Here is a 24,163-nt window from a genome sequence, read left to right as displayed (position 1 = left end):
CCTCACCTGACGCCCCGACCGGCACCGACCGTCCGGCCCCGTGGTGAGGACCCAACTGAGCGCCTCCTGCGTGACGGACACCGATCTCCCTTCTCCGGGTCCGTCCCCTTCTACCGGGAGGCGCTCGCCCCCAGAGCATCCGCCGGAAACCGCACGGTACCGGACCGCCTCCCGCCCCGCGCATCGAGACCCATGCCGACGAGCACGTGACCTTCGGCAGGCTTCGCCAGGCAGGGCACAAGGCCCGTCCACCTCACCTGCGAGTCCCGTTCCGGGCCAGCGTGACCGCTTCGGCGAAGCGGTGGTATCGGGCCAGCTCCTCCTCCATGGGATCGAGCACCAGCTCGCGGGCGACCTGGTCGACACTCGCCCGCAGCGCCCTCGCCGCCCTGCGGGCGCGACGCCGGCCGCCGAGCCAGGAGGCCACCCGGGAGAGCAGCGCGATCAGCAGGCCGAGCAGGACACCCCCGATCAGCAGCGTGGTGGGCCAGGGCAGCTCTCCCGCGGTCGGCAGGTAGAGCTGCGGAAGTCGTAGGTAGTCGATGGCGAGCAGGGCGAGCAGCCAGGCCCCTCCGGCGAGCACCGTCGCCAGCGCCAGCCACTGGGCCAGCCCGGCCAGCCGCCACCACAGGGGCCGCCGGGCGGCACCGAGAGAGGTGGTGGCCACCGCTCGGTCCAGGCCGTCCTCCAGCTCGTCCTCGTGTGACCTCGCCGCCTGCCGCACGGCCGTCGTCCACGGCGCGGGCAGCCCGGCCGAGGCGCCTCTCGCGGCCTCCCTGATCGCGTTGTCCATCCGGGAGCGCTGGACGACCGTCGCCACCGGAATCGAGGTCCTCCCGACGATGTCCCCCTGCTCCCCGGAGGCACGGCTGCCGGCGTCCAGACGGAGGCGGCGGAGCGGGTCCGGCCGCAGGCGGCGGATCCACCGGGTGGGCGGCCATCCGGTGGCGGCGACCGAGCGGTGCCGGTGGGACCTGGCCACGGCCTCGACGACGGTCGGCACCCCGGCGGCCTCCGACAGCGCGTCCCCCAGCGGCTTCACCAGAGCGTCCATCGAGAGGTTCTCTCCCGGAGTGGTGGTGCTGGACGCCTCTCCGAGCACGTCGGCGGCCATGCCGGTGTCGGCGGCGAGGCGGGCGGCCCAGGACCGCCGGCCGGCGACCCGGGAGGCGAGCAGGGAACGCAGCTCGGGAACACCCGCGCCGGTGCGGGCAGAGACCCCGATCACCGGCACCCCGGCCAGCCCGTCGGCGTCGAGGAGCCGCCGGAGGTCTTTCAGACACCGCTCGGCGGCGGCCGGAGAGAGCCTGTCGATCTGGTTGAGGACGACGACCATGACCTCCCGGTGCCGGGCCAGCGGCCTGAGGTAGCGGTCGTGGACCGCCGCGTCGGCGTACTTCTGCGGATCGAGCACCCAGACCAGCAGGTCGACCAGCTCGACGAGCCGGTCGACCTCCAGCCGGTGCGAAGGCTCGATCGAGTCGTGGTCGGGCAGGTCGAGCAGGATCAGTCCGGCGGCCTCCCCGTCCATCCCGGACGGCTGCCCGGCGGGCACGGGAGCATCGGGGACGAGACCGGGGGCGGGCGTCTCGGAAACGCCGGGAGCGACGCCGGCCGAGCCCGAGGTGTCCAGGAGTTCGTGGCGGCGGGGGACACCCAGCCAGTCGAGCAGCGGTCCCGCGCCGCCGCCCTCCCAGAGGGCGGCCTGGGCGGTCGAGGTGGTCGGCCGGGTGACCCCGACCGTGGCGAGCGAGGTGCCGGACAGCAGGTTGAACAGCGAGGACTTACCACTGCCGGTGGCTCCGGCCAGCGCGACCACGGTGTGGTCGACCGACAGGCTCGCCCGTACCCCGGCGCGGGAGACCACCGAACGCGCCACGGCGACCGTCTCGGCGTCCAGCCGCCCGTCGGCCAGGTCGGCGGCCCGCGCCAGCGCGGCCAGCCGGTCGTCCAGCGAGACCGCCTTCTCCCTGCGCAGCAGCTTCACGCCTCGCCCACCTCTCCGGCGCCGGTGGCGCGCGACCCCCCGTCATCGGTCCCGCCACTCATACGTGGGACGTCGCCGCCGGGCGGATGCGGCCCTTGCCCACCCGCCGGGCGCTGGACGCCACCGGACCGCCGTCGGACATCATGGACCACCTCGGCTTCGGGAGCGGAGCCCGGTGAGAGGGCGGCCCTGCGGTCCGCGACGGGCAGTTCGCGCAGGTGCTCGCGTACCGCGTCCGCGGTGGCACGGAGGGCGGGGGCGGTGCTCTCGGGCGGCTGGACGGCGTCCAGCAGGGCGGTGAAGCGGTCGGCGTCCGCACCGAGCAGGATCGCCACCCGGGCGCGCAGGTCGGAGCGGGCCTTGACGGTGAGGGTGCGGACGGCCTGGTCGCCGAAGACGGCCTCCAGGACCTTCTGGCTGAGCACGCTGGTGCCTCCGGCGATGCCGACCTCGATGCCGGTCAGGCCGCCGGTCGAGGCGAACACCGCGAGCATCAGCAGCAGCCCGGCGCCGTTGAGTCCGAACGAGGTGATACGGGCGGTGGTCCGCTTGTCCGCCCCCTCCTTCCTGACCAGGTCGAGCACGTACGACTGCCAGCCCCTGACCGCCTCCTGAGCCCTGGCGGGCAGGTCGGCGGAGGCACGGCCGAGGCGCCCCGCGGTGGCGACCCCTGCACGCTCCAGCAGGGCGCGTCCCGCCGGGTGCGACGACCACGACTCCATCAGGCGCTCGGCGGCACCGTCGGCCGAGGCCCTGATCAGTGCCTCCACCCCGCTCTCCAGCGCGACCCGCAGCTCGCTCTCCGGCGCGGGCCGCCCGGTGACGAACGCCACGACCCGGTCCCTGAGCCGGCCGACCCGGCTCTCCAGGGAGCGCATCAGGTCACCGGTCCCGATGAAGTCCTGCCAGCGGGCCAGGACCTCTCCCCGCAGCAGCGACCCGTCCCGCATGCCCTCGTCGAAGGAGGCGAGGCCCACGGCGTAGGCGGCGTCCGCCATCGAGCGCAGTTCGGCGGCACCGGCGTGCTGGCGCTCGACCGCTCCGGCGAGCGCGGGAACGCGGGTGGAGAGGCTCTCCAGCGCACCGGACAGGGTGTGGCGCACCACGTCGGCGCGGGAGCGGGAGTCGGCGGCGATGGCGGCGAGCCAGTCGGCGACCGGCTGGACCGCCTGGCGCGGCAGCCGGGCGTTCTCCTCGGGCAGCACCAGCTCGGGCACCTCGAAAAGCCGGGTTCCGCCCAGGCCGTTGGCCTCCAGCAACCGTGCCAGGTCCTTGCGCACCACGCCCAGTGCCTCCGGCGGCACCCGGGAGAGGATGACGGCCAGGGCCGTGCTCCGTTCCCTGGCCGAGCGCAGGAAACCCCAGGGGACCTCGTCGGCGTACCGGGCGGCGGTGGTGGTGAACAGCCACAGGTCGGCGGCGGCGAGCAGCTGGGCGGCCAGCTCGCGGTTGGCGGTGACGACCGAGTCGATGTCGGGGGCGTCCAGCAGGGCCAGTCCCGGCGGCAGCGCCTCGGTGGTGACGACCCTGAGCGTGCCGGGCTCGCCCCTGCCGCTCCCGGTGACGCGGGGCAGGCCGGGCAGGATGTTCTGGGCGGTGAACCAGTCGCGGTCGGCGGGACTGGTGACCAGGGTGGGGGCCATCGTCGTGGGCCGCAGCACGCCGGGCTCGGAGACGTCCGTACCGACCAGGGAGTTCACCAGCGTCGACTTGCCGGCCCCGGTGGAGCCGCCGACGACGGCGAGCAGCGGGGCGTCGATGGCGCTCAGCCGGGGGATGAGGTAGTCGTCGAGCTGGCCGGTCAGCTCGCGCAGTGCCCGGCGGTCGGCCGCCACGTCGCCGATCGCGAGGGGGAACAGGTCACGGTCGAGATGTCGCCGCAACTCTCGCAACGTCTCCAGCAGACCGTCGTTGTCGCCCATACGGTCGATCCTGCCCGACAGGACGCCCCTCTAGACGCGATCGGTGCCACCGCTCACCCGGGTCACGGCGGCGAATCCGGCCGGCATGTCGCCGCATGCCCCCCTCAGACGAAATCGGCCCCACCGCCTGACCGGGTTACGGGGGCGAACTCGGTAAAGCGGTGGGGCCCAGCCCTCGGATCCCGGCCGCGGACCGTGCCGGACTCGTCTCCCCCGCAGCTGGAGGCGAGCCCGAGTCCATCGGATGGCTCCGAGGAGATCGGGGGTCGTGCAGTGTCTATTTGAACACACAAAACTCAGAATCAGGTCAGGTAGTGCTGAATATCAGCTGAAAATTCAATCACCGTGCGGGGGGCGCAGCACGTACCCCACCCCGCGGAGGGTGTGGATGAGCCTCGGCTCGGCCGTGTCGACCTTCCTGCGCAGGTAGGAGACGTAGGACTCGACCACCCCGGCGTCACCGCCGAAGTCGTAGTTCCAGACGTGGTCGAGGATCTGCGCCTTGGACAGCACCCTGCCGCTGTTGACCATGAAGTAGTGCAGCAGCTTGAACTCGGTGGGCGACAGCCGCACCGGGACACCGGAGCGCCAGACCTGGTGCGCCTCCTCGTCCAACTCCAGGTCACCGACCTGCAGGCGGGCCGGCAGGTCGAGGTCTCCCCTGGTACGCCGGAGCACGGCCCGGATGCGGGCGAGCACCTCCTCCAGGCTGAACGGCTTGGTCACGTAGTCGTCGGCCACCCGCAGCCCGGCGACCTTGTCGTCGGTGCCGTCCCGCGCGGTGAGGAAGAGCACCGGCATCTGCCCGCTCATCTCCCGCAGCCGCCCGGCCACGGCGAAGCCATCCATGTCGGGCAGCATCACGTCCAGCACGACGAGGTCGGGGCGGATGCGCTCGGCGAACTGCATGGCCTCCCGGCCGTCCACCGCGGTCACCACCTCGAACCCGGACAGTCGCAGGCTGGCCGAGAGCAACTCCCTGATATTCGGTTCGTCGTCCACGACCAGCAATCGGGCTTCCACTCTGTCCAGCACCCCCCGAGGCTCGCTCACCTCTCTGGAACGAAGCTCAGCCGAAGCTGAACGTTTCCTGGGAACCGGCTCACCGCCGGCCACCCCCCTCGTTGATCACGGTCGCGCTGACCGAGCCGTCCTCGGCCCTGGCTCCCTGTACGACCACCGTGCCACCGGGCTTGAGGTCCGCGACCTTGCCCTCCTTGGTGAGACGCACGGATGTCTCGTCCGTGGTGTTCACCGTCACGACGGATCCGTCGGTCGTCTGGAGGTAGACCTTCTCGCCCTCCACCCGCTGCACGGTGCCGACGGTCATGCCACCTCGGCCGCCACCGCCCTGCCCCGGCCCCTGGCCCGCGCCCTGACCCCCCTGCTGCCCGTTTCCGAAACCGCCGTATCCCGCGGAACCGCCGGGGCCCGCGCCCTGCCGCGTCACGGCTCCCGGGGCACCGACTGGACCGGACGTGACGCCCATCGTCTTCTGCGCCTGGATACCCACGATCACCCCTGCCACGAGCATCACCCCGGCGCCCAGCACGAGGGTGAGCGTGGACAGCCGGCGCGGCGGCCGGGCCGCCAGCTCGCTGTCCAGGTCCCCACGGAACGGGGAGCCCTCCAGAGATCTCCCCGCCGGAACCGTCTCGTCGGCGTTGCCGCCCATGTCTCTCTCCTTGCCTAAGCCGTACGGGTCACTCGTGGCGCAGGGCCTCGATGGGCCGGAGCTTGGCCGCCCGGTTGGCCGGGTAGCCACCGAAGAACAGCCCGATGCCCACCGAGACGCCGAGGGCCAGCGCGATCGAGGACGGTACGAGCACCGGTGAGATCCCGGCGATCGTGAAGCGGGTGCCGGCGAACGCGATCGCGACGCCCAGCAGGCCGCCCAGCAGGCTCAGCACCGTCGCCTCCAGCAGGAACTGGCCGAGGATGGCGCTCCTGGGTGCGCCGATGGCCTTTCGGATGCCGATCTCCCTGGTCCGCTCGGTGACGGTGACCAGCATGATGTTGGTGATGCCGATGCCGCCGACCAGCAGGGAGATGGCGGCGACCGCACCGAGCAGGGCGGTGAAGATCCCGATGGTCGAGCTGACCGTCTCCTGCAGGGTGGCCTGGTTCAGGATCCGGTAGTCCGCGGTGCCCGTCGGGGTGATGCCGTGCCGCTGGTTGAGCACGGCGGTGACCTCGGCCTGCGCCGAGTCGGTGGCGTCCGCGCCGGTCGCCTGCACGATGATGGAACCGAGCGCGCCGAACCCGGTCAGGCTCTGCTGCACGGCGGGCAACGGCACGATGGCCACGTCGTCGGCGTCCTGCATGCCCGTGGAGCCCGACTCCTTCAGCACCCCGATCACGGTGAACGGCACGCCTGAGACGCTGACCGGCTTGCCGACCGGATCGGCGGTGCCGAACAGCCCCTCGGCCACGGTCCGCCCGATCACCATGACCTTCCTGGCGGCGATCACGTCGTCGTTGACGAAGTAGGTGCCGCTCTCGACGGGCTTGTTCGTCGCCTCGAAGTAGCTGGGGTAGGTGCCCACGAGCTGCGCGATCGGGTGGCTGGCGCCCTCGTGGACCGCGGTGGCCGAGTTCGCGGTCACCACGGGCGACACGCTCCGTACCGAGGGCGCCTGCTCTCGGTCGGTCAGCGCTCTGGCGTCCTCCAGGGTGAGCGACCTGGCCTGGGTACGCGGGCCGGAGCTCTGTCCCGCGCTCACCCGGCCTCCCCCGATGCCGCCGAGACCGCCACCGCCTCCGCCACCGCCCCCGGCGAAGGACGCCGAGATGGTGAGGGTGTTGGCGCCGAGCCGCTGGATGGACTGCTGGATGCTCTGTGAGGCTCCCTCGCCGAAGGCGACCAGCAGGATCACGGCCGCCACCCCGATCAGGATGCCGAGCGTGGTCAGGAAGCTGCGCAGCTTGTTCGCGGCCAGCCCGCGGAGCGCGAACCGCAGGATCTCCAGCCGGCTCACGCGATGACCTCCGGCATGCGGGGCGGGAGCCCGTCGACGGGGGCCTGGCGGCGGTCCTCGATGATCTGGCCGTCCACCAGACGGATGACCCGCTTGGCATGAGCGGCCACGTCGTCCTCATGGGTGATGATCACGATTGTCCTGCCTGAGACGCTGAGCCCGTCGAGGATGCCCAGCACGTCCTCGGTGGAGGCGGTGTCGAGGTTGCCGGTCGGCTCGTCGGCGAGGAGGAGGGCGGGCGCGGTGACCAGAGCCCTGGCCACGGCCACCCGCTGCTGCTGGCCGCCGGAGAGCTCGTTCGGCTCGTGGCGGACCCGGTCGGAGAGACCGACCTGCTCCAGGGCCGCCAGGGCGCGGGCCCGCCGATCCGCGGCGCCGACCCCGCCGTACGCCATGGGCAGCTCGACGTTGGCGAGCGCGCTCATCCGGGGGATGAGGTTGAACGACTGGAAGACGAAGCCGATCTTCCGGTTGCGGAGCACGGCGAGCCGGCGCTCGTCCAGCGAGCCGACATCGGTGCCGTCGATGTGGTAGTCGCCCGAAGTGGGCACGTCCAGGCAGCCCAGGATGTTCATGAGCGTGGACTTGCCGGACCCGGAGGCGCCCATGATGGCGACGTAGTCGCCCCGTTCGACGCTGAGCGAGACACCGCGCAACGCCCGGACCTCGGCGTCTCCTCGGCCGTACACCTTGGTGATGTCCCTCAGGGAGAGGACGGGGACGGTCATCTGCCGGGCCCTCCCCCACCGCCGAAGTTACGACCGCCGCCACCGCCACCGAGACCGGGGAGACCGCCACCCTGCTGGGTGGTCCCGGTGGTCGCCGGGCGGACCACCTGGTCGCCCTCGTTCAGCCCGGATCTGATCTCGGTGAGCGTGTCGCCCTTGACCCCGGCCTCCACCTGGACGGGCACCTGCCGCCCGTCACGCAGGACCGTCACCGTGCTGCGGGAACCCGTGGTGGAGATCACCGTGGAGGAGAGCGCGAGCACGTTCTGCACGCTCTCGACGACGACCCCGACCGTGGCGGTCTGGCCCAGCCTGACCTCGTCCGGCACCTCGGTGAAGGAGATCGTCACCGGGTACTGGACCACGTTGTTGCTGGTGGTGGCGGTCGGCTGGATCTGGGTGACCTTCCCGGCCGCGGTGACGCCGTTGAGCGCGTCGAACCCGATGGAGGCCGTCTGGCCGACCTTGAGCCGGGTGACGTCGGACTCGGTGAAGGTGCCGACGAGCTGGAGTCTGCCGGTGTCCGCGATGTCGATGAAACCGCCCGAGCCGCTCGCCGCACCGCCGGAGGAACCCGAGCCGGCCGCGCCGCTCGCATTGCCCGCGGCCTTGGTGGAGGAGCCCGAGGAGCCCGAACCCGAGGAGCCCCCGACCGTGCCGTTGATCGCGGTGACCGTACCGGAGAACGGCGCCTTGATGACCGTGCCGTCCACGGCGCGCTTCGCGGCCCGGTAGGTGTTCCTGGCCGTGATGTACTGGGCGTAGGCCGCGGCGGTCGAGGTGTCGTCGTCCGCGGTGTCGAGGGCGGCGGCGGCCGCGTCCAGGCTCTCCTGCGCCGAGTCGTCGTCCAGCCTGGCGAGGATCTGGCCCTTGGTGACCTTGTCCCCCACCTTGACGTAGATCTTCTCGACGGTGCCGCTCGACGCGAAATCGAGCGCCCGCGCGCGGGCGCTGGCCACGGTCCCCGAGGCGGAGACGGAGGCGGTGACGGTGGCCCGGGTCACCTGCACGGTCCGCACCGCGGCGTCGGCTGACGAGGCCTCGCCGCCGAGGGAGGAGTAGGCGATCACCGCGCCGCCCAGCAACAGGACCCCGAGGGTCCCGTTCACGATCAGCGCTCCGCGCTTGGTCGACAGCTTCACAGCGCTCGACCCTGGCGTACCAGGCTTGGGCCTACCCCGGCAAAGGCTGAAGATTTCCTGTAGACCGTGTCTTACCGCTCAGGATGCACAGCAAACCTTCAGACACCTGTGAGCATGCTGTGAATCAGACGGTCCAGGATTGTCCGCCATGAGACCGACCCATCTGTCGAAGAACCTGCGCGTGGGAGGGCTTGCCCTCGCCGCCCTCGTCCTGGTGGGCGCGGGCGCGGTCGTCGTGCTCGACGGCGGCTCCGACCAGGCCCCCCGGGTGGAGCTGGCCTCCGCCAGGCGCGGAACGGTGACCGCCGCGGTGTCGGCCGCGGGCAACACCGTGGACGACGGCACCAGGGACCTGGCCTTCGGCGGATCGGGAACGGTCACGAAGGTCTACGTCAAGGCCGGGGACAAGGTCGGCAAGGGAGATGTGCTCGCCAGGATCGGTTCCGCGCCCGCACGCGAGCGCTACGCCGCCGCGAAGGCGCAACTCGCGGCGGCCGAGGAGGCGCTGGAGGAGGCGGGAAACACGACCGGAAGCACGACCGGAAGCACTGCGGGGGATGCGACGGTCGGAGTTCCCCAGCGGCAGCAGCCGACACAGAGCCGGACCGGGACCGACCGGTCCGATCCCACCGGGCAGACCGGGTGCGAGCCCACCGCGACACGGCCTCCGGGGGCGGGTGCCACCCCCACACCGACCGGGCCGAGCGCCCCGGCGCCCGAACCGACCGGAACGGAGCGGGAGGTACGGGTCGTCCCGGCCGCCGGTGTCGCACCCGCCGGATATCGCCTCATGACGGCACCGGTCACCCCGACGCCCGTACCTGACCCGGCGCGCTCCTCCACTCCGGCCGCGCTCACCCGGACCTCGCCCGTGACGCCCACGGCCACCCCCACCCCGTCGGCGGCGGGACGGCCGGGGGGCGACTCTCCCCAGCCCGCCCCGACGGTCACCGTCACCGTGACGGCCGCTCCGACGGTGACGGTGACGGCCACCGCGACGGTCACCGTGACCGCGAGGCCGGACGGTGGCGGGCCGTCCGCGACCTCGGAGCCGACACCCACGTCCCGGCCCTCCGGCCCGACGACCGGCCCGGATGGGCCCGCGGGACCGACGGCCCACCCCGGGCCGACGGCCGCCCCCACCGGCACGGCCGGGCCGACGGCGACCGCCAGGCCCACCACGGTCAGGACGCCGACTCCCGGGCCCACCGGATGCCCCACCCAGAAGCCGGGCGCGAACACCGGCGCCGACGCCGGTGCGAACACGGGCGCGGACCGGAACTCCGGGCAGGCCGCCAAGCAGGGCACCGCCCCGAACACCGGGCAGAGCGGCGGCGCCGGGCGGGGGACGCTCAGCGTGGAGCAGGCCGAGGCCCGCGTGAAGCAGGCCCGGGCGGAGCTGACCGATGCCAGGGAGGAACTGGCGGGCGTGCGGATCGTCGCCCCCGCCGACGGCACCGTCATGTCCGTGGCCGGCGCGGTCGGCGACAGCGCGGGCACCGGGACGTTCCTCACCCTGGGAGACCTGGACGAACTTCAGGTGGAGGCGCTGTTCACCGAGTCGGACATCGGCAGCCTGGAACTGGGCCAGCAGGCGGCGATCACCCTGGCCACCCGGCAGGGGGAGCGGTACACGGGCACCGTGACCGGCATCGCCCCCACCGCGACCACCACGGACCGCCTGGTGAGGTACGGCGTCACGATCGCGTTCGACGAGCCCCCGGCGGACCTCATGGTGGGCCAGACCGCCTCGGTCACCGTGACCGTCGCCAGGTCGGCGGAGGCTCTCTACGTCCCGGCCCAGGCGGTCCGGACCAGTGCGGGGGTCTCCCGGGTCACCGTGCAGGGCGGCGTCGAGCGGGTCGTGGAGACGGGCGTCCGGGGTGACCAGTACATCGAGATCACCTCGGGGCTGGCCGAGAACGACCGGGTGGTAATGCCCGGCGGCGCGGCCGGCGGGGAGTTCCCCGACAGCAGCTGGCCGGAGGCCGGCGCCGGCGCCCGCTGAGTCCGGACGGCCACCGCCGGCACGGGAGCCGGGGTGGGGTCGCCACACCCCGGCCCCACCCGGAACAGCCGGCGTCGTGCCGGCGGTGGTCAGCCGGACTCGGGGGCGAGGGGGAGGAGCACCCGGAACGTCGCCCCCTTGCCGACCTCCGAGTCCACGGCGACGCTGCCGCCGTGAGCCACCACCATCGCGGCCACGATGGCCAGGCCGAGCCCGCTCCCGCCGTCCTCGGGGGCGCGGCGGCCCCGGGCGGAGTCGACGCGGTAGAACCGCTCGAAGACGCGTTCGCGCTGCTCGGAGGTGAGGCCGGGCCCCTCGTCCGCGACCTCGATGACGGCCATCCCGTCATCGGCGGAGAGCACCACCCGCACGGGCGTCCGCTCGGGAGTGTGGGTGAGCGCGTTGGTCATGAGGTTGCCCACGACCTGGCGGAGCCGTACCTCGTCGCCGGAGACGATGAGCGCGGAACCGTCCACGGACAGCGTGACCTCGCGCTCAGGGGCGAGGATGCGGGCGTCGTGGACGGCGTCGGCGGCGATGGCGAGCAGGTCGACCGGGCGCATGACCAGCGGCCGTTGCTGGTCCATCCGGGCGAGCATCAGCAGGTCGTCGACGAGCAGGCCCATCCTGACCGCCTCGGACTCGACCCGGCGCATCAGCGGCGCGGCGTCGATTCCCGGTCCCTGCCGGTAGAACTCGGCGAACCCCCGGATCGAGGTCAGCGGCGTGCGGAGCTCGTGCGAGGCGTCCGCCACGAACCTTCGCATGCGCTCCTCCGACCTGCGCGCCGCGGACTCCGACTCCGAACGGGCCCGGAAGGCGGTCTCGATCTGGGCGAGCATGCCGTTGAGCGACTGGCCGAGGCGGCCCACCTCGGTGCGCGGGTCGGCATCGGGGACCCGGCGGCTCAGGTCTCCGGCGGCGATGGCCTGGGCGGTGCGCTCGATCTCCTCCAGCGGGCGCAGGCTCCTGCGTATGATCAACACCCCGGCCCCGGCGAGCATCAGCATCAGGCCCCCGCCGCCGAGCAGTTCCACCAGCGCGAGCTGGCCGACGATCTGCCGGACCTCGGCCATGTCGACGGCGACGACGAGGTTTCCGCCGTCGTTCAGCGGGACCGCACGGGCTCGCCAGTCGCCGCTGTCGAACGGCCGGTTGTCCTGGCCCTGAGGCACCGACGGTCCCGGTTTGCCCTCCACGTCGGCGCCACTGTAGGCGTCGACGACCTTGCCGCTGGAGTCACGGAGCTCCAACCTCGCGTCGGGCGACAGCGGCCTGCCGATCGGCATGACTCCCCGGCTCATCCGGCGCAGCGCGGTGTCGACCGTCAGGTCGATCTGGGTGTCGACCCGGTCGATCAGGTAACCACTCATGATCGAGACGCTGCCGAGCCCGATGAGGGTGAGCGCGATCATCAGCAGGGCCAGGATGACGGCGATCAGCTTCACCCGCAGCGGGGTCGCGTTGAGCATCACGGCGTCGGCGGCAGGCGCAACACGTATCCGACGCCGCGCAGCGTGTGGATCAGCCGCGGGTCCGTGTTGTCGATCTTGCGACGGAGCACGGAGACGTAGGACTCCACGATCCCGACATCACCCCGGAAGTCGTAGTCCCACACGTGGTCGAGAATCTGGGCCTTGGACAGCACCCGCCCCGCGTTCGCCATGAAGTAGCGGAGCAGTTTGAACTCCGTGGGTGACAGCGCCACCGCCTTGCCCCTGCGCCACACCTCGTGGCTCTCCTCGTCGAGCTCGATGTCCGCGAAGTTGAGCCGGGGCTGCCGGGGGACGAGATCGCCGGAGCCGGTACGGCGCAGCACCGCCCGGATCCGGGCCACGACCTCCTCCAGGCTGAACGGCTTGGTCACGTAGTCGTCCCCGCCCAGGGTCAGCCCCCGGATCTTGTCCTCGGTGGCGTCGCGCGCGGTGAGGAAGACCACGGGGGTGTCGCTGCCGCCACCGCGCAGGCGCCGTACGACGTCGAAGCCGTCCATGTCCGGAAGCATCACGTCGAGCACGATGAGATCGGGCCGGTGCCGCTGGACGGCGGCGACGGCGTCCGTACCGTTGCCCGCCGTGTTGACGCCGAACCCGGCGAACCTCAGGCTCGCGGCCAGAAGCTCAAGGATGTTCGGCTCGTCCTCGACGATCAGCAGACGTGCCTCGGGTGAGTCGGTCACTGGTCTATTTTCACCGGCCCACATGAGAAAGCAGTTAACTGGTCAACACAGAGGCTAACCCCACAATATGTCTGGCAATGGCCAGGCTGGAGGTTGCCGCCGGGGAAGGGGCGTTGCGCACGAGGGCGACGCGGCCGTGCACGTCGATCGCGAAGTCGTCCAGCATGCCGCCGGAGGCGTCCACGGCCTGTGCGCGGACGCCGCCGGTGGTCCTGACGAGGTCGGCGGAGGTCAGGGCCGGGACGTAGCGGCGCGCGGCCCTCAGAAACGACCTCCTGCCCATCGAACCGGCCACCTCCCTGATGCCGGTCAGCCAGTGCCGGGCGGCCAGCCGCCGGGTGCCACGCCAGGCCAGAATCCGGCCCAGCTCCGCCAGGTCGACGTCCCGCCAGGAGTAGCCCTCCAGTGCCAGCGCCATGACCGCGTTGGGGCCGACCAGCACCTCGCCGTCGATCCTCCGGGTCAGGTGCACGCCGAGGAACGGGTAGCGGGGGTCGGGAACCGGGTAGACGAGCCCTCGGACCAGGTCCCTCGCCGCGCCGGCCAGCGCGTAGTACTCACCGCGGAAAGGGACGATCCGTACGTCCCCGGTGGCCTTGACCATCCGTGCGACGGTGTCGGTGCCGAGCCCGGCACAGACGATCAGCCGGTCGAAGCTCAGCGTCCGCTCCCCCGCCCGGACCTTCACCCCGCTCGCGGTCTCCCGTACCGCGCGCACCGGATGTGAGAGCAGCACCGATCCGCCGTTCTCCGCCACGTCCGCGGCCAGACGCCTGGCGACGGCCGGGAAGTCGGCGATCGCGGTGCGCGGGGAGTGCACGGCACCCGTGCCGACGGTGTGCGGCTCGATCTCCCGCAGGCCCAGCGCGTCCAGCTCGGCGATGCCGGGAACCCCGTTCGCGCGGGCCCGCTCGGCGATCCGGCGCAGCTCGGGCCGCTCGGCCGCGGTCGCGGCGACGACGAGCTTGCCGACCTCGTCGTAGGGAATGCGGTGCTCGGCGCAGTACTGCCGCAGCAGTGCCACCCCCTCACGGCAGAGCGTGGCCTTGAGCGAACCGGGCCGGTAGTAGATCCCGGCGTGGACGACGCCGCTGTTGTGCCCGGTCTGGTGGGCTCCTACGCGGTCCTCCTTGTCCAGCACCGTCACCCTGGCCCCGCGGGTCAGCGCCGCCTCCCTGGCGACGGCCAGACCGACGATCCCCGCACCGACGACCCCGACGTTCATCGCCGCCCCCCGTCCGCACCTCGACCCCGACACCCACCGCCGACGCCCACCCACGAACTGGCGACGGCCAGACCGACGATCCCCACACCGACGACCCCGACGTCCATCGCCGACTCCTGACTGTGAGGTGGTCACCGCCGCCACCCCTGTCGCGCTGGAGGGATCGCGTTACCGCGTGACACTACCCGCCAGCCTGCCGACCTTGTCCAGACCGAGGTGCCCTTCCTGCGCCAGCCAGCGCAGCGAGTCGGTGACGGTCTCCTGGACCGGCCGCAGCCCCACGCCGAGCGCCTCAAGGGTCGGGGTGTCGTACGCGCGGACCATCGTGACCATCATCTCGACGGCGTCCCTGGTCAGCGGGTAGTCGATCTCCTTGATCAGTTTCATCGCGTCGACCACGGCCGCCGCGCCGCGCAGCACCGACCGGTGGACCCGAAACCTCCGGCAGCGGTTCCCGGTCACCTCGTCGCAGACGTCGGCGAGCTGCGCCCAGGTGAGGTAGTGCCCGCCCAGCATGAATCGGCGAGGCCCCAGCCCCGGTTCGAGGCAGCGGGCGAGCACAAGGGCCAGATCCCGTACGTCGACGACGCCGACGCCGCCGGCGGTGATCGGCCACCCCTGTTCCAGCCCCGCGCGCAGCCCGTCCATCAGCGCGTCCAGCGAGGGCTGGTACGGTCCGGCGACCGCCGCCGGGTAGACGATCGTGACCGGCATCCCCTGCTCCTGGAGCCGTCTGGCGTAGTGCTCTGCGGAGATCTTGCTCCTGCCGTACTCGTTCCTCGGCGTGGAGAGCGGGCTCTCGGTCGTGATCACCGGACCGGTCGGGGGCACGAAGACCCCGATACTCGAGATGTGCACGACCGGGTCGAGACCGAGTTCGACGGCCTGCCCGAGGACGTTCTTCGCGCCGGTCACATTCGTACCGGCCAGATCGCCGGCGCGGCCGATGACCCCGATTTCCGCGGCGGCGTGAATGACCGCGTCACACTGTTCGAGCCCGTCCCGCACCGCCGCCGTATCGCGGATATCGGCCCTGTGCAGGGGAACCGGCTCCGTCACCCCGACACCGGCCAGCACTTCGCGCGTTCTCTCTGGATTGCGGATGAGCAGAAGCGGCTCGTGCCCGTCGGCGAGAAGCGCGGCGACCGCATGCGAACCGACGAAACCTGATGCCCCGGTTACCAGAACGCGCATCTTCGAAAGTTAGCGGCAATCCTCACCGGAAGAGAAGGGATAACCCCTCTGGTTCTTAACCATCATTGCCTATTGCCGGAAATCCATCCGGGACGGTTGAGGAATATTCGAATATGTCAGGGCAATAAATCTGGATGTGGTCATTCATCTGCGGTACGGGGTCATGTTCCGGACCGGCCGGAGGTACAGGAGACGAACGATGGTCCTCGCAGCCGTTACGCACATGTCTCCCGCCCGTCGCCCACCCCGGCGGTCCGGCGGGGTATACCTTGATCAGGTCGGACGACAGCCGAGACCGACAGCTTCACCGGGTGGAAATGCGAGGCGATGAGCAGAGAACTCTCCATCGGCGTCGACCACCACGAGCATGCCGGCTGCACCGTGATCAGCGTCGCGGGCGACATCGACCACAACTCCAGCGAACTGCTCAGGAAGACCATCGAGCGGCTGGTCTCCGAATGCCGCCCGCGGATCGTCATCGACGCCCAGAAGATCACTTTCTGCGATTCCACCGGACTGCGGGCGCTTCTCAGCGGCGCGCGCATGACCTCGGAGGCGGGCGGCTGGTTGCGGCTGGCCGAGGTTTCGGACGTCCTGGGACGTCTTCTGCAGATAACCGGGCTGTCCGCCTGGTTCCCCGTCGACGCCGACGTGGCGGCCTCCCTGACTCAAGCCGCCCCTCGCGACCTGCGACTTCCCGACTGAACCGGAAGCCTCCCCGCGACCCGCGACTCCCCGGCCGGGCCGGCCGAGACGACCCGATCGCCGCTCAACGGGTGTTACGGGCGATCAGGGTGATGGTGCCCGTGGCGCCCGCGGCGATGGCCAGCCAGAGCAGCACGGCCGAGGTCGGCACGCCCGCGTCCTCGCCCGCCTCGTCCCGTCCGGCCTTCTTCCCGGCGACCGGCGTGGGGGCCGGTTCGGCGTCCGGCGTGGGGGCCGCCCGCCGCAGGGCGGTCGTGGGTTCCGGAGCCGCCTCGCGGAGAACCTCCTCGGGCAGCGGCACCTGGTAGACCGGGCTGCGCTTCCCCTCGCTACCGGTCAGCAGGTACCTGCCGTCACGCGTGTAGGTGATCGACTCGGCCTGATCCAGCTGCGGCATCGTCACCCGGGTGATCTGTTCGCCGGGAGCGCGGTAGACCGTGGCGGAGAAGTAGGTTCGGATCACGAAGCTCGACCCGTCGGGGGCGTAGGCGGCGTCGGTGGCCATGAGGGGCGCGGGACCGACCTTGCGGAGCACGTTGACCCTGTCGGTGCGCAGCCGTTTCGGTGCCTCGTAGACGGCGCCGGCGAACTGCTTGGTCACGATGTAGAGGCGCCCGGTGCGGGGGTTCACCATGACGCCCTCGGCGTTGTGCCCGCCGTCCTCGTAGCGGAAGCGGTAGCGCACGGCGGGGACGACGGCGTCGCTCAGCACCGTGGGCTCCGCGACCTTGTACACCGAGATGTCAGGCCAGGCCCCGTCGAAGTTGTCGCCGATGTCCGCGAACCAGAGCACCCCCCGGCCGGTCTTCTGGTCGACGGAGGCGGCCATGCCCTCCCAGTCGCGGGCCTCCGCCCCCCGCAGGGTGAAGGTCGCGCGGGTCTGACCTTTGGGACCGACCGCGTAGAAGACCGGCCCGGAGCCGCTGTCGTTGTGCGTGTAGTAGACGTCCTCGTGGGTCGGCGAGACCGCCAGCCCGCTCGACTCGCCGATCCGGCCGTCCTTGAAGCGAAAGAGGATCCGCTCCTCATCGTCCGCTCGCGTGCCCTGCCCCGCATCGGCCCATGCCGCCCGCCCACCGCCCGCCGGCGCGCTCTGCCCCGTGAAGGCCGTGGCCGCGGTCAGGCCGACCACCGCGAACGCGCGGACCAAGACTTCCCCCGGCTTACTCAGCATCCAGCCATCATGCCCCGGCGGAACCGGCGGGCGTCACAGACGCGGCGGGGGCGGCCGGCACGGATTTTCCCGCCGATCCTCTCGCCTGGAGTGCACTCCAGGTATTTAGGGTGGGCGCATGGAATACACGCAGCTTGGCCGTACCGGCCTGAAGGTCAGCCGCCTCTGCCTGGGCACGATGAACTTCGGCCCCTTGACCTCGGAGGACGACTCCTTCGCGATCATGGACCACGCCCATGAGCTGGGGATCAACTTCTTCGACACGGCCAACGTGTACGGCTGGAAGAAGGGCGAGGGCATCACCGAGAAGATCATCGGTCGATGGTTCGCCAAGGGAGGCGAGCGCCGCGAGAAGACGGTGATCGCCACGAAGCTCTACGGCGACATGGGCGACTGGCCCAACGAGGGCCGTCTGTCCGCGCTCAACATCCGGCGCGCCGCCGACGCGTCGCTGAAGCGGATGCAGACCGACTACATCGATCTCTACCAGGCACACCACATCGACCGGAGCACCCCGTTCGAGGAGTTCTGGGAGGCCATGGACATCCTCAAGCAGCAGGGCAAGATCCTGTACGTGGGGTCGTCCAACTTCGCGGGCTGGCACATCGCCAAGGCCCAGGAGAGCGCGCGGCGGCGCAACACTCTCGGCCTGGTCTCCGAGCAGTCCCACTACAACCTGATCGTCCGCGCCCCCGAGCTTGAGGTCATCCCGGCGGCCGAGGACTACGGCCTGGGCCTGATCCCGTGGAGCCCGCTCGCGGGCGGCCTGCTCGGCGGCATCCTCAAGAAGATCGACAAGGGCCGGTCGGCCTCGGAGCAGATCACCGCCCAGTTGGAGAAGCACCGCGACAAGATCGAGCGCTACGAGGCGTTCGCGGACGAGCTCGGTGTGGACCCGGCCAACCTCGCGCTGGCCTGGCTGCTCCACCAGAAGGTCGTCACCGCGCCGATCATCGGGCCGCGCACGCTCGACCAGCTCGACGGCACCGTCAAGGCGCTGGAGATCACGCTGGACGAGAAGGCCCTGGCCCGCCTGGACGAGATCTTCCCCGGCTTCCGGACGGCGCCGGAGGAGTACGCCTGGTAGGCCGGCGTCCCGTCCCGCGGCTCTCGCCGTGGCCAGGCTCGGTCAGGGGCCTCTCGTGGGGCGTGGGAGGGGGCCGCGGTGCGGCCGGGCAGAAGATCCAGGGGACAGGGTCTAGGACACGAGTGCGCCGATCACCACGAGGAGCACGAGAAGCACGAGCACCGTGGGCAGCAGCCAGCGACGGGGACGATCCACGACCTGGAGCCTAGCCCTGCCCACGAGGTGCCCGCGCCGCCAGGTCCCATTCCTCAACCGTTTCGTAGCGGACCTTGGCCCCGAGGTTGCTCCGTATCAGGTGCACCGTCCCCAGTTCCCACTCGGTGCCGGAGAACGGCCCGAACGCCTCGACCAGAGGACCGATGTCCGTCTCCGGACGGCACCTGGCCAGGCTCAGATGCGGGGTGAACCTCCGGTGCTCCGCCTGGCCGACTCCGGCGCGGCGCGCTCCGGCCGCCACGGAGTCGGCCAGGCGGCCCAGCCTGAGGCGGTCACCGCACAGCCCGGTCCAGAAGACCCGCGCCCTGCCCGCCGAGGGAAACGCGCCGGCGCCGGCGAAGGACAGTGTCATCGGGGCGTGCCGCGCGGCCGCCCTGGCGAGCCGCGTCCGCAACTCGGGCAGCGCACGGTCGGGCACCTCCCCCAGGAACGACAGCGTCACATGCCAGTTCTCCGCGTCCAGCCAGCGCAGCCCCGGCCATCGCGCCAGGTGAGGTTCGAGGGCGCGGACCAGCTCATCGCGCGCCGGCGGTGGCGGCGGTAACCCCACGAACAGCCGCATGCGACCTCCTGCTGATCACCCTTGTCAGCATTGTCGCCGCAGCGGCGCCGATCAGAGTGAGCACCCCGCCGATCACGACTCCGGTACGCACCCCGCCCAGTTCGGAGATCCAGCCGAGCAGCGGCGCGCCGAGGGGGGCTCCCCCGGTGAACACCAGCACGTAGATCCCCATCACCCGGCCGCGCATCTCCGGCGAGGTGGCCAGCTGCACGCCGGCGTTGGCCGCGGTGTTTATCGAGATCAGCGCGACGCCGGCGGGCACGAGCAGGATCAGGTAGAGCGGATACCAGGGGGCCAGGCCGCTGGCGATCTGGAACAGGCCGAACGCGACGGCTCCGCCGACCAGCAGGCGCCTGCTCGGCCTGACCCGCCGCGCCGCCATCAGCGCTCCCGCCAGCGCTCCGATCGCGAACATGCTGGAGGCGAGCCCGAACGAGGAGGCGCCGGCCCCGAAGGTCTCGCGCGCCATCAGCGCTATCGACATCGAGAACGACTGGGTGAACATCGAGACGAAGGCGATCAGCAGGATCGGCATGAGCAGCTCGGGCCGCGCCGTCACGTAGCGCAGGCCCTCGCGAAGCTGCCCCTTGGCCCTCGGCACCGGTTCGGGGGTGGTCAGCTGGGAGGTGCGCATCAGCAGCAGCCCGCTGAGCACCGCGGCGAACGACACGAAATTGATCAGGAAGATCGGGCCGGTGCCCCCCAGCGCGTGGATCAGGACACCCGCGGCGGCCGGGCCGACCACCCGGGCCAGGTTGAAGCTCGACGAGTTCAGCGCGATCGCGTTGGACAGGTCCTTGCGGCCGACCATCTCGACGACGAACGCCTGCCGGGTCGGCACCTCGACACAGGCGATGAGGCCGAGCGTGAAGGCCATCACGTAGACCTGCCAGACCTGGGCCGAGCCGGTCACGGTGAGCACACCCATGGTGAGCGCGAGCAGGCCCATCAGCGACTGGCAGGCGATCAGCAGCGACCGCTTGGGATAGCGGTCGGCGAGCATGCCGCCCCAGAGTCCGAACAGCAGCAGCGGCAGGAACTGCAGCGCGACGGTCAGGCCCAGCGCGGCGGCGTTGCCCTTCGTCAGGTCGAGCACCAGCCAGTCCTGCGCGGTGCGCTGCATCCAGGTGCCGACGTTGGAGACCACACCTCCGGCCGCGAACAGCCGGTAGTTGTAGACGCGGAGCGACCGGAACATTCCGTCCCGCGTCTCGGGCACGGTCTGGGCCGATCCGCTCTCGGTGGCCTGGAGCTCGTTCACCACGGCGGCCCTCGCGGCCCGCCGACGCATCCGCGCCCTCGGCCCGAGTCTTCCTCTGGGCCTTCTTCCGGACTTTCCGCCTGGCACGGCGGACGCCCCGGCGTCACACGGGACCGCCGGGGCCCCGGGTTCCTCGGGGTCGGCTAGATCCGGCTGAGCTTCTCCAGTATCAGGGCCGCCTGCCTGAGCGTCGCCTTCTCCTCGGGTGTCAGCTCCTTCAGCTGCCGCGTCAGCCATGCCTCCTTGAGGCGGCGCTCCTCCTTCAGCAGCGCCGACCCCTGGCCGGTCACGCTCACGGTCACCTGGCGTCGGTCGGTCGGGTGTGGCGTACGCGACACCAGCTCCCGCTCGACCAGCACGGCGATCACGCGGGTCATCGAGGGCGGCTGCACCTTCTCTAGATCGGCCAATTCTCCGGGGGTTATCCCGGAATGCCGTTCCACGGCGGCGAGCGTCGCGAGCTGGGTGGGCGTCAGCGAGTGCACCGCGGCCTGCCTGCGCAGGCGCCTGTTCAGTCGTGCCAGTGACACGCGCAGGGACGAAGCCAGACCGGCGTCGCTTCGCAGGATCGCGACGTGGTCCTTCCTGGGATGATTCGTTATCATAAGTCATTACCTTTGCTAACTATATACGACCGCACGTGATTCCCTCCAATGGGTTTCCTGCCGGGGGCGGGCGGACGGTCAGGGGCTCGCCAATCCTGGCGTGAAGCAGCCGCCCCCGACACGCGAAAGCCGCCACGGCGACCGATGAGGATCGAGCACCGTGACGGCTTCCGCGCGACTTCTCAGCCCAGGCCGAACAGGACCTTGATCGGGCCGAGGGCGAAGTAGACGGCGAACAGCGCCGCGACGATCCACATCAGCGCGTGCAGCTCGCGGGCCTTGCCCTTGATCAGCTTGATCAGCACGAAGGTGACGAAGCCCGCGCCGATACCGGTGGCGATCGAGTACGTGAACGGCATCAGGACGATCGTCAGGAACGCCGGGATGGCGATCTCGTAGTCGGTGAAGTCGATCTCGCGGATCGAGGTCATCATCAGGAAGCCGACCACGACCAGGGCGGGGGCGGCGGCCTCGTAGGGGACGACCGCGACGAGCGGCGAGAAGAAGATCGCCAGCAGGAACAGCACACCGGTGACGACGCTGGCGAGGCCGGTGCGCGCCCCCTCGCCGACACCCGCGGCCGACTCGATGTAGGTCGTGTTGGAGGAGACGGAGGCCGCGCCTCCGGCCGCCGCGCCGATCGAGTCGACGAGGAGGATCTCCCGGGTCCTGGGCAGGGTGCCGTCCTCCTTGACCAGCCCGGCCTGTCCGCCGACGCCCACGATCGTGCCCATGGTGTCGAAGAAGTCGGTGATCAGCAGGGTGAAGACGAGCAGCAGGGCCACGATGACCGAGACCGAGCCGAAGGCGCCGATCGGGTCGAACTCCGCGAACAGCACCAGCGGGTTGTGGAACCCGAAGATCTCCTTGGGCATCTCCGGAACGACGAGCTGCCAGCCCGCCGGGTTGGGGTCCTGGCCCGGCACCGTCGCGGCGCCGACCTTGGTGACGGCCTGGACGATGATCGCGAGAACCGTCGTGGCGATGATGCCGATCAGGATGGCGCCCTTCGTCTTGCGCGCCACCAGCACCACCATCAGCAGCAGGCCGACCACGAAGACGAAGATCGGCCAGCTGGCCAGCGAACCCGCGATGCCGAGCTCCAGCGGCGGTCCCGCGGCCACGCGGCGGACGAAGCCCGAGTCCACGAAGCCGATCAGGGCGATGAACAGGCCGATACCGACGCTGATCGCGGTCTTGAGCTGGGGTGGGATGGCGTTGAACACGGCGGTGCGGAACCCGGTCAGCACCAGGAGCCCGATGATCACACCCTCCAGGAACACCAGGCCCATCGCCGACTCCCAGGACATCTGCGAGGCGATGCCGAAGGTCACGAAGGCGTTCAGGCCGAGGCCCGCGGCCATCGCGAAGGGGACCTTGCCGACGACCCCCATCAGAATGCTGAGCACTCCCGCCACAAAAGCGGTACCGGCCGCGACGAGCGGGACGTTGGGCACGCTCCCGTCGCCGATGAACTGGCCCTCGACGTCCGGGACGGTAGCGATGATCAGAGGGTTGAGCACGACGATGTAGGCCATCGTGAAGAACGTGGCGAGACCGCCGCGCACCTCCCGGCCCACGGAGGAGCCCCTGTCGGAGATGTGGAAGAAACGGTCAAGTCCACTTATTTGGGAGGTTTTACTATCTTTCACTCACGCAGAGTGACAGCGAGTCCCCCTTCCGGGAAGACCTGGTCGCCGATGGTGATGGTTTCGAGATGGATTCGCGCTTTGACGTAATCCGTTTTGCGAACCCTGCGACCCCGTCGCCTAGTCTGGAGCGCGTGAACCAGCCACGCCTCCCGGATCTGCAGCCGTTGAAGACCAACGACAAGCTCACGATCCTCACGGGTACGGGTCTGTGGGCCGTCGCCCTGGTCGTCCTCCTGGTCGTGCAGCCGGACCCCGAGCACCGCTGGTGGATCTGGATGTGCGTGTCGGGCATCTGCGGCGGCCTCTTCGGCCTCTGGTTCGTACGCCGCCGCGACCGCCGCCCCCCGCCCCCGTCCGAGGGCCCGATCGAGCCCACCACGGCGATCCTCTGAGCCGCTCGACCGCCGCCGTACCGGCCACGCCCGCGCCGATCCCGGCAGCGTGCCCGGAACCGGCGCGAGCGTGACCCGACGAAGGTCGGCGGACGTGTCACCCGGCACGCGCCCGAAACGATCGTCCGGGTCGAGCCCCTAGACGAGTAAGTCCGAAGCCCGGTCAGTGGTCGTAGGCGATCAGTGACCGGGTGACGGGCTGGCCGGTGGCGCGGTTGTGCCAGATCGCGGCGGTCAACGCCAGGATCCGCTGAGTGACGCGGACCGCGACGCCGCTCGGGCTGCGCCCCCCGTGCAGTTCCAGATCGAGCTGGCCCTTGAGGGTGTCGTTGACCGACTCGATCAGCTGGCGGATCGGTTTGAGGAACTGCTCGCCGGGCCGGGGCGCGAGGTTGCGGTAGGAGGGGCGCAGCAGTCGCACACCTCGTTCGGCCAGGTAGGCGTCGAGTTCGGCGGAGACGTACCCCTTGTCTGCGATGATCAGCAGGCCGGGGCGCTCGGCGCTCAGGTGCGGGTCGTCATCGAGCATGGCCATCAGGACCTGGCGCTCGTCGAGCTTGGGGGTGGCCAGGGCCCAGGTGATCGGCAGTCCGGCCGGGGTGCACACCAGGTGCAGGCGCAGGCCCCAAAAGTAGCGGGAATGGGAGCGGCAGTAGCCGTACCCGGCCCACCCGGCCAGGTTCGAGCGCCGGGCGGTGGGGCGCGAGCGGCCGCATTCGACCGGGGTGGAGTCCACCACCCAGACCGGGTCGGCCCATAGGTCGGTGTCGCGGGCCAGAGCACAGATGGTGCGCTGGAGCAGGGGCAGCGCGCGGCGGAGACGCTTGTTGTAGCCGGACTGGCCGGGCAGGTAGGGGAAGGCGCCGGGCAGATGGTGTGGCAGGAAGCGCAGCCATCGGGTCTCGGAGCGGATGCCGAGCAGGGCCTGGGCGATGGCAACGGTGAGCAGTTCGGCGTCGGTCAGTTTGGGCGGGCGGCCCAGACGGGCGCAGCTGCCGGGAGCGCCGAGCCAGTCATCGATCTTGACGTAGAGTGCGGTCAGAAGGGTGTTGAGGTCGTTGGTCACACATCGATCCTCGACACCCTTCGTTGCTTCCGCTCTGGCCTCGAGGGCAGGTTCGTCTGCCTTGAGGCGCAGCCTGGGTG

Annotated in this window: 21 protein-coding genes; 4 read left to right on the top strand and 17 right to left on the bottom strand. The window is 70.9% G+C overall.

The annotated features are described in order from the left end of the window. Positions 1-253 precede the first annotated feature (253 nt). The 7 genes from ACFQVD_RS35380 to ACFQVD_RS35350 all read right to left on the bottom strand — a co-directional run bounded on the left by ACFQVD_RS35380 (position 254) and on the right by ACFQVD_RS35350 (position 8,757). Complete coding sequence (locus tag ACFQVD_RS35380; RefSeq protein ID WP_343974981.1) at positions 254-1,987, bottom strand: GTPase; 1,734 nt, start codon at positions 1,985-1,987, stop codon at positions 254-256. Next, positions 1,984-3,909, bottom strand: coding sequence for an ABC transporter (locus ACFQVD_RS35375; protein WP_343974984.1), 1,926 nt, complete (start codon positions 3,907-3,909; stop codon positions 1,984-1,986). Before ACFQVD_RS35375 ends, ACFQVD_RS35380 begins: the two co-directional genes overlap by 4 nt. A gap of 336 nt (positions 3,910-4,245) precedes the next feature. Beyond that, on the bottom strand, positions 4,246-4,944 hold the full coding sequence (locus tag ACFQVD_RS35370; RefSeq protein ID WP_343974987.1) for a response regulator transcription factor: 699 nt from the start codon (positions 4,942-4,944) through the stop codon (positions 4,246-4,248). Positions 4,945-5,011: 67 nt separating this feature from the next. Beyond that, positions 5,012-5,584 (bottom strand): hypothetical protein, encoded by a 573-nt coding sequence (locus tag ACFQVD_RS35365; protein ID WP_343974990.1) that lies wholly within the window; start codon positions 5,582-5,584, stop codon positions 5,012-5,014. Between the two features lie 28 nt (positions 5,585-5,612). Further along, entirely contained in the window at positions 5,613-6,887 is a 1,275-nt protein-coding gene (locus ACFQVD_RS35360) for an ABC transporter permease (protein WP_343974994.1), read from the bottom strand. Further along, the gene (locus ACFQVD_RS35355; protein WP_343974997.1) at positions 6,884-7,615 is read right to left on the bottom strand and encodes an ABC transporter ATP-binding protein; all 732 of its coding nucleotides are present in this window, start codon (positions 7,613-7,615) and stop codon (positions 6,884-6,886) included. Before ACFQVD_RS35355 ends, ACFQVD_RS35360 begins: the two co-directional genes overlap by 4 nt. Next, entirely contained in the window at positions 7,612-8,757 is a 1,146-nt protein-coding gene (locus ACFQVD_RS35350; RefSeq protein ID WP_343975000.1) for an efflux RND transporter periplasmic adaptor subunit, read from the bottom strand. The genes ACFQVD_RS35355 and ACFQVD_RS35350 overlap by 4 nt, the downstream gene beginning before the upstream one ends. Positions 8,758-8,905: 148 nt before the next feature. Between ACFQVD_RS35350 and ACFQVD_RS35345 the strand changes: the two genes are divergently transcribed. Then, positions 8,906-10,765 carry an efflux RND transporter periplasmic adaptor subunit gene (locus ACFQVD_RS35345; RefSeq protein WP_386273177.1) on the top strand — a complete coding sequence of 620 codons (1,860 nt, stop codon included), beginning with the start codon at positions 8,906-8,908 and terminating at the stop codon, positions 10,763-10,765. 89 nt (positions 10,766-10,854) lie between these two features. On the opposite strand, the gene ACFQVD_RS35340 is transcribed toward ACFQVD_RS35345, so the two are convergent. From ACFQVD_RS35340 to ACFQVD_RS35325, 4 genes are all read right to left on the bottom strand, one after another. Then, a complete protein-coding gene (locus ACFQVD_RS35340) occupies positions 10,855-12,237 on the bottom strand; it encodes a sensor histidine kinase (protein ID WP_343980801.1) in 1,383 nt (460 codons plus the stop codon). Further along, a complete protein-coding gene (locus tag ACFQVD_RS35335; RefSeq protein ID WP_386273175.1) occupies positions 12,237-12,968 on the bottom strand; it encodes a response regulator transcription factor in 732 nt (243 codons plus the stop codon). Before ACFQVD_RS35335 ends, ACFQVD_RS35340 begins: the two co-directional genes overlap by 1 nt. Positions 12,969-12,978: 10 nt before the next feature. Further along, a complete protein-coding gene (gene lhgO, locus ACFQVD_RS35330) occupies positions 12,979-14,169 on the bottom strand; it encodes an L-2-hydroxyglutarate oxidase (protein ID WP_343980771.1) in 1,191 nt (396 codons plus the stop codon). A 168-nt stretch (positions 14,170-14,337) separates the two neighbouring features. Continuing rightward, on the bottom strand, positions 14,338-15,363 hold the full coding sequence (locus ACFQVD_RS35325; RefSeq protein WP_343980774.1) for an NAD-dependent epimerase/dehydratase family protein: 1,026 nt from the start codon (positions 15,361-15,363) through the stop codon (positions 14,338-14,340). 327 nt (positions 15,364-15,690) lie between these two features. On the opposite strand from ACFQVD_RS35325, the gene ACFQVD_RS35320 reads away from it, so the two are divergent. Continuing rightward, positions 15,691-16,068 carry an STAS domain-containing protein gene (locus ACFQVD_RS35320; RefSeq protein WP_343980777.1) on the top strand — a complete coding sequence of 126 codons (378 nt, stop codon included), beginning with the start codon at positions 15,691-15,693 and terminating at the stop codon, positions 16,066-16,068. A 64-nt stretch (positions 16,069-16,132) separates the two neighbouring features. On the opposite strand, the gene ACFQVD_RS35315 is transcribed toward ACFQVD_RS35320, so the two are convergent. Further along, positions 16,133-17,242: a hypothetical protein gene (locus tag ACFQVD_RS35315; protein WP_343980780.1), complete on the bottom strand. Its 1,110-nt coding sequence runs from the start codon at positions 17,240-17,242 to the stop codon at positions 16,133-16,135. Positions 17,243-17,360: 118 nt separating this feature from the next. On the opposite strand from ACFQVD_RS35315, the gene ACFQVD_RS35310 reads away from it, so the two are divergent. Then, positions 17,361-18,329 carry an aldo/keto reductase gene (locus ACFQVD_RS35310; RefSeq protein ID WP_343980783.1) on the top strand — a complete coding sequence of 323 codons (969 nt, stop codon included), beginning with the start codon at positions 17,361-17,363 and terminating at the stop codon, positions 18,327-18,329. A gap of 205 nt (positions 18,330-18,534) precedes the next feature. Here the strand turns inward: ACFQVD_RS35310 and thpR are convergent, their stop codons facing one another. The 4 genes from thpR to ACFQVD_RS35290 all read right to left on the bottom strand — a co-directional run bounded on the left by thpR (position 18,535) and on the right by ACFQVD_RS35290 (position 22,625). After that, positions 18,535-19,107 (bottom strand): RNA 2',3'-cyclic phosphodiesterase, encoded by a 573-nt coding sequence (thpR, locus tag ACFQVD_RS35305; RefSeq protein ID WP_343980786.1) that lies wholly within the window; start codon positions 19,105-19,107, stop codon positions 18,535-18,537. Then, positions 19,061-20,368: an MFS transporter gene (locus ACFQVD_RS35300; protein ID WP_343980789.1), complete on the bottom strand. Its 1,308-nt coding sequence runs from the start codon at positions 20,366-20,368 to the stop codon at positions 19,061-19,063. The genes thpR and ACFQVD_RS35300 overlap by 47 nt, the downstream gene beginning before the upstream one ends. A gap of 143 nt (positions 20,369-20,511) precedes the next feature. After that, complete coding sequence (locus tag ACFQVD_RS35295; RefSeq protein WP_343980792.1) at positions 20,512-20,973, bottom strand: MarR family winged helix-turn-helix transcriptional regulator; 462 nt, start codon at positions 20,971-20,973, stop codon at positions 20,512-20,514. 182 nt (positions 20,974-21,155) lie between these two features. Next, positions 21,156-22,625, bottom strand: coding sequence for an NCS2 family permease (locus ACFQVD_RS35290; protein ID WP_343980795.1), 1,470 nt, complete (start codon positions 22,623-22,625; stop codon positions 21,156-21,158). A 131-nt stretch (positions 22,626-22,756) separates the two neighbouring features. Between ACFQVD_RS35290 and ACFQVD_RS35285 the strand changes: the two genes are divergently transcribed. Continuing rightward, positions 22,757-23,017: a DUF2530 domain-containing protein gene (locus ACFQVD_RS35285; RefSeq protein WP_343980798.1), complete on the top strand. Its 261-nt coding sequence runs from the start codon at positions 22,757-22,759 to the stop codon at positions 23,015-23,017. Positions 23,018-23,180: 163 nt separating this feature from the next. Here ACFQVD_RS35285 and ACFQVD_RS35280 read toward each other — a convergent pair whose 3' ends face one another. Continuing rightward, positions 23,181-24,083, bottom strand: a complete 903-nt coding sequence (locus ACFQVD_RS35280; protein ID WP_386272591.1) for an IS982 family transposase — start codon at positions 24,081-24,083, stop codon at positions 23,181-23,183. Between the last annotated feature and the right edge of the window lie 80 nt (positions 24,084-24,163).

The organism is Streptosporangium amethystogenes subsp. fukuiense, assembly GCF_042665875.1.
GTDB lineage: Bacteria > Actinomycetota > Actinomycetes > Streptosporangiales > Streptosporangiaceae > Streptosporangium > Streptosporangium fukuiense.
This window is presented reverse-complemented; position numbering and strand designations above follow the sequence as displayed.

Excerpts from the sequence above, each read along its gene's own strand:
- ACFQVD_RS35375 (WP_343974984.1), bottom strand. The coding sequence starts at position 3,909 with ATGGGCGACAACGACGGTCTGCTGGAGACGTTGCGAGAGTTGCGGCGA.
- ACFQVD_RS35365 (WP_343974990.1), bottom strand. The coding sequence starts at position 5,584 with ATGGGCGGCAACGCCGACGAGACGGTTCCGGCGGGGAGATCTCTGGAG.
- ACFQVD_RS35355 (WP_343974997.1), bottom strand. The coding sequence starts at position 7,615 with ATGACCGTCCCCGTCCTCTCCCTGAGGGACATCACCAAGGTGTACGGC.
- ACFQVD_RS35345 (WP_386273177.1), top strand. The coding sequence starts at position 8,906 with ATGAGACCGACCCATCTGTCGAAGAACCTGCGCGTGGGAGGGCTTGCC.
- ACFQVD_RS35340 (WP_343980801.1), bottom strand. The coding sequence starts at position 12,237 with ATGCTCAACGCGACCCCGCTGCGGGTGAAGCTGATCGCCGTCATCCTG.
- ACFQVD_RS35335 (WP_386273175.1), bottom strand. The coding sequence starts at position 12,968 with ATGTGGGCCGGTGAAAATAGACCAGTGACCGACTCACCCGAGGCACGT.
- lhgO (WP_343980771.1), bottom strand. The coding sequence starts at position 14,169 with ATGAACGTCGGGGTCGTCGGTGCGGGGATCGTCGGTCTGGCCGTCGCC.
- ACFQVD_RS35325 (WP_343980774.1), bottom strand. The coding sequence starts at position 15,363 with ATGCGCGTTCTGGTAACCGGGGCATCAGGTTTCGTCGGTTCGCATGCG.
- ACFQVD_RS35320 (WP_343980777.1), top strand. The coding sequence starts at position 15,691 with ATGAGCAGAGAACTCTCCATCGGCGTCGACCACCACGAGCATGCCGGC.
- ACFQVD_RS35315 (WP_343980780.1), bottom strand. The coding sequence starts at position 17,242 with ATGCTGAGTAAGCCGGGGGAAGTCTTGGTCCGCGCGTTCGCGGTGGTC.
- ACFQVD_RS35310 (WP_343980783.1), top strand. The coding sequence starts at position 17,361 with ATGGAATACACGCAGCTTGGCCGTACCGGCCTGAAGGTCAGCCGCCTC.
- thpR (WP_343980786.1), bottom strand. The coding sequence starts at position 19,107 with ATGCGGCTGTTCGTGGGGTTACCGCCGCCACCGCCGGCGCGCGATGAG.
- ACFQVD_RS35295 (WP_343980792.1), bottom strand. The coding sequence starts at position 20,973 with ATGATAACGAATCATCCCAGGAAGGACCACGTCGCGATCCTGCGAAGC.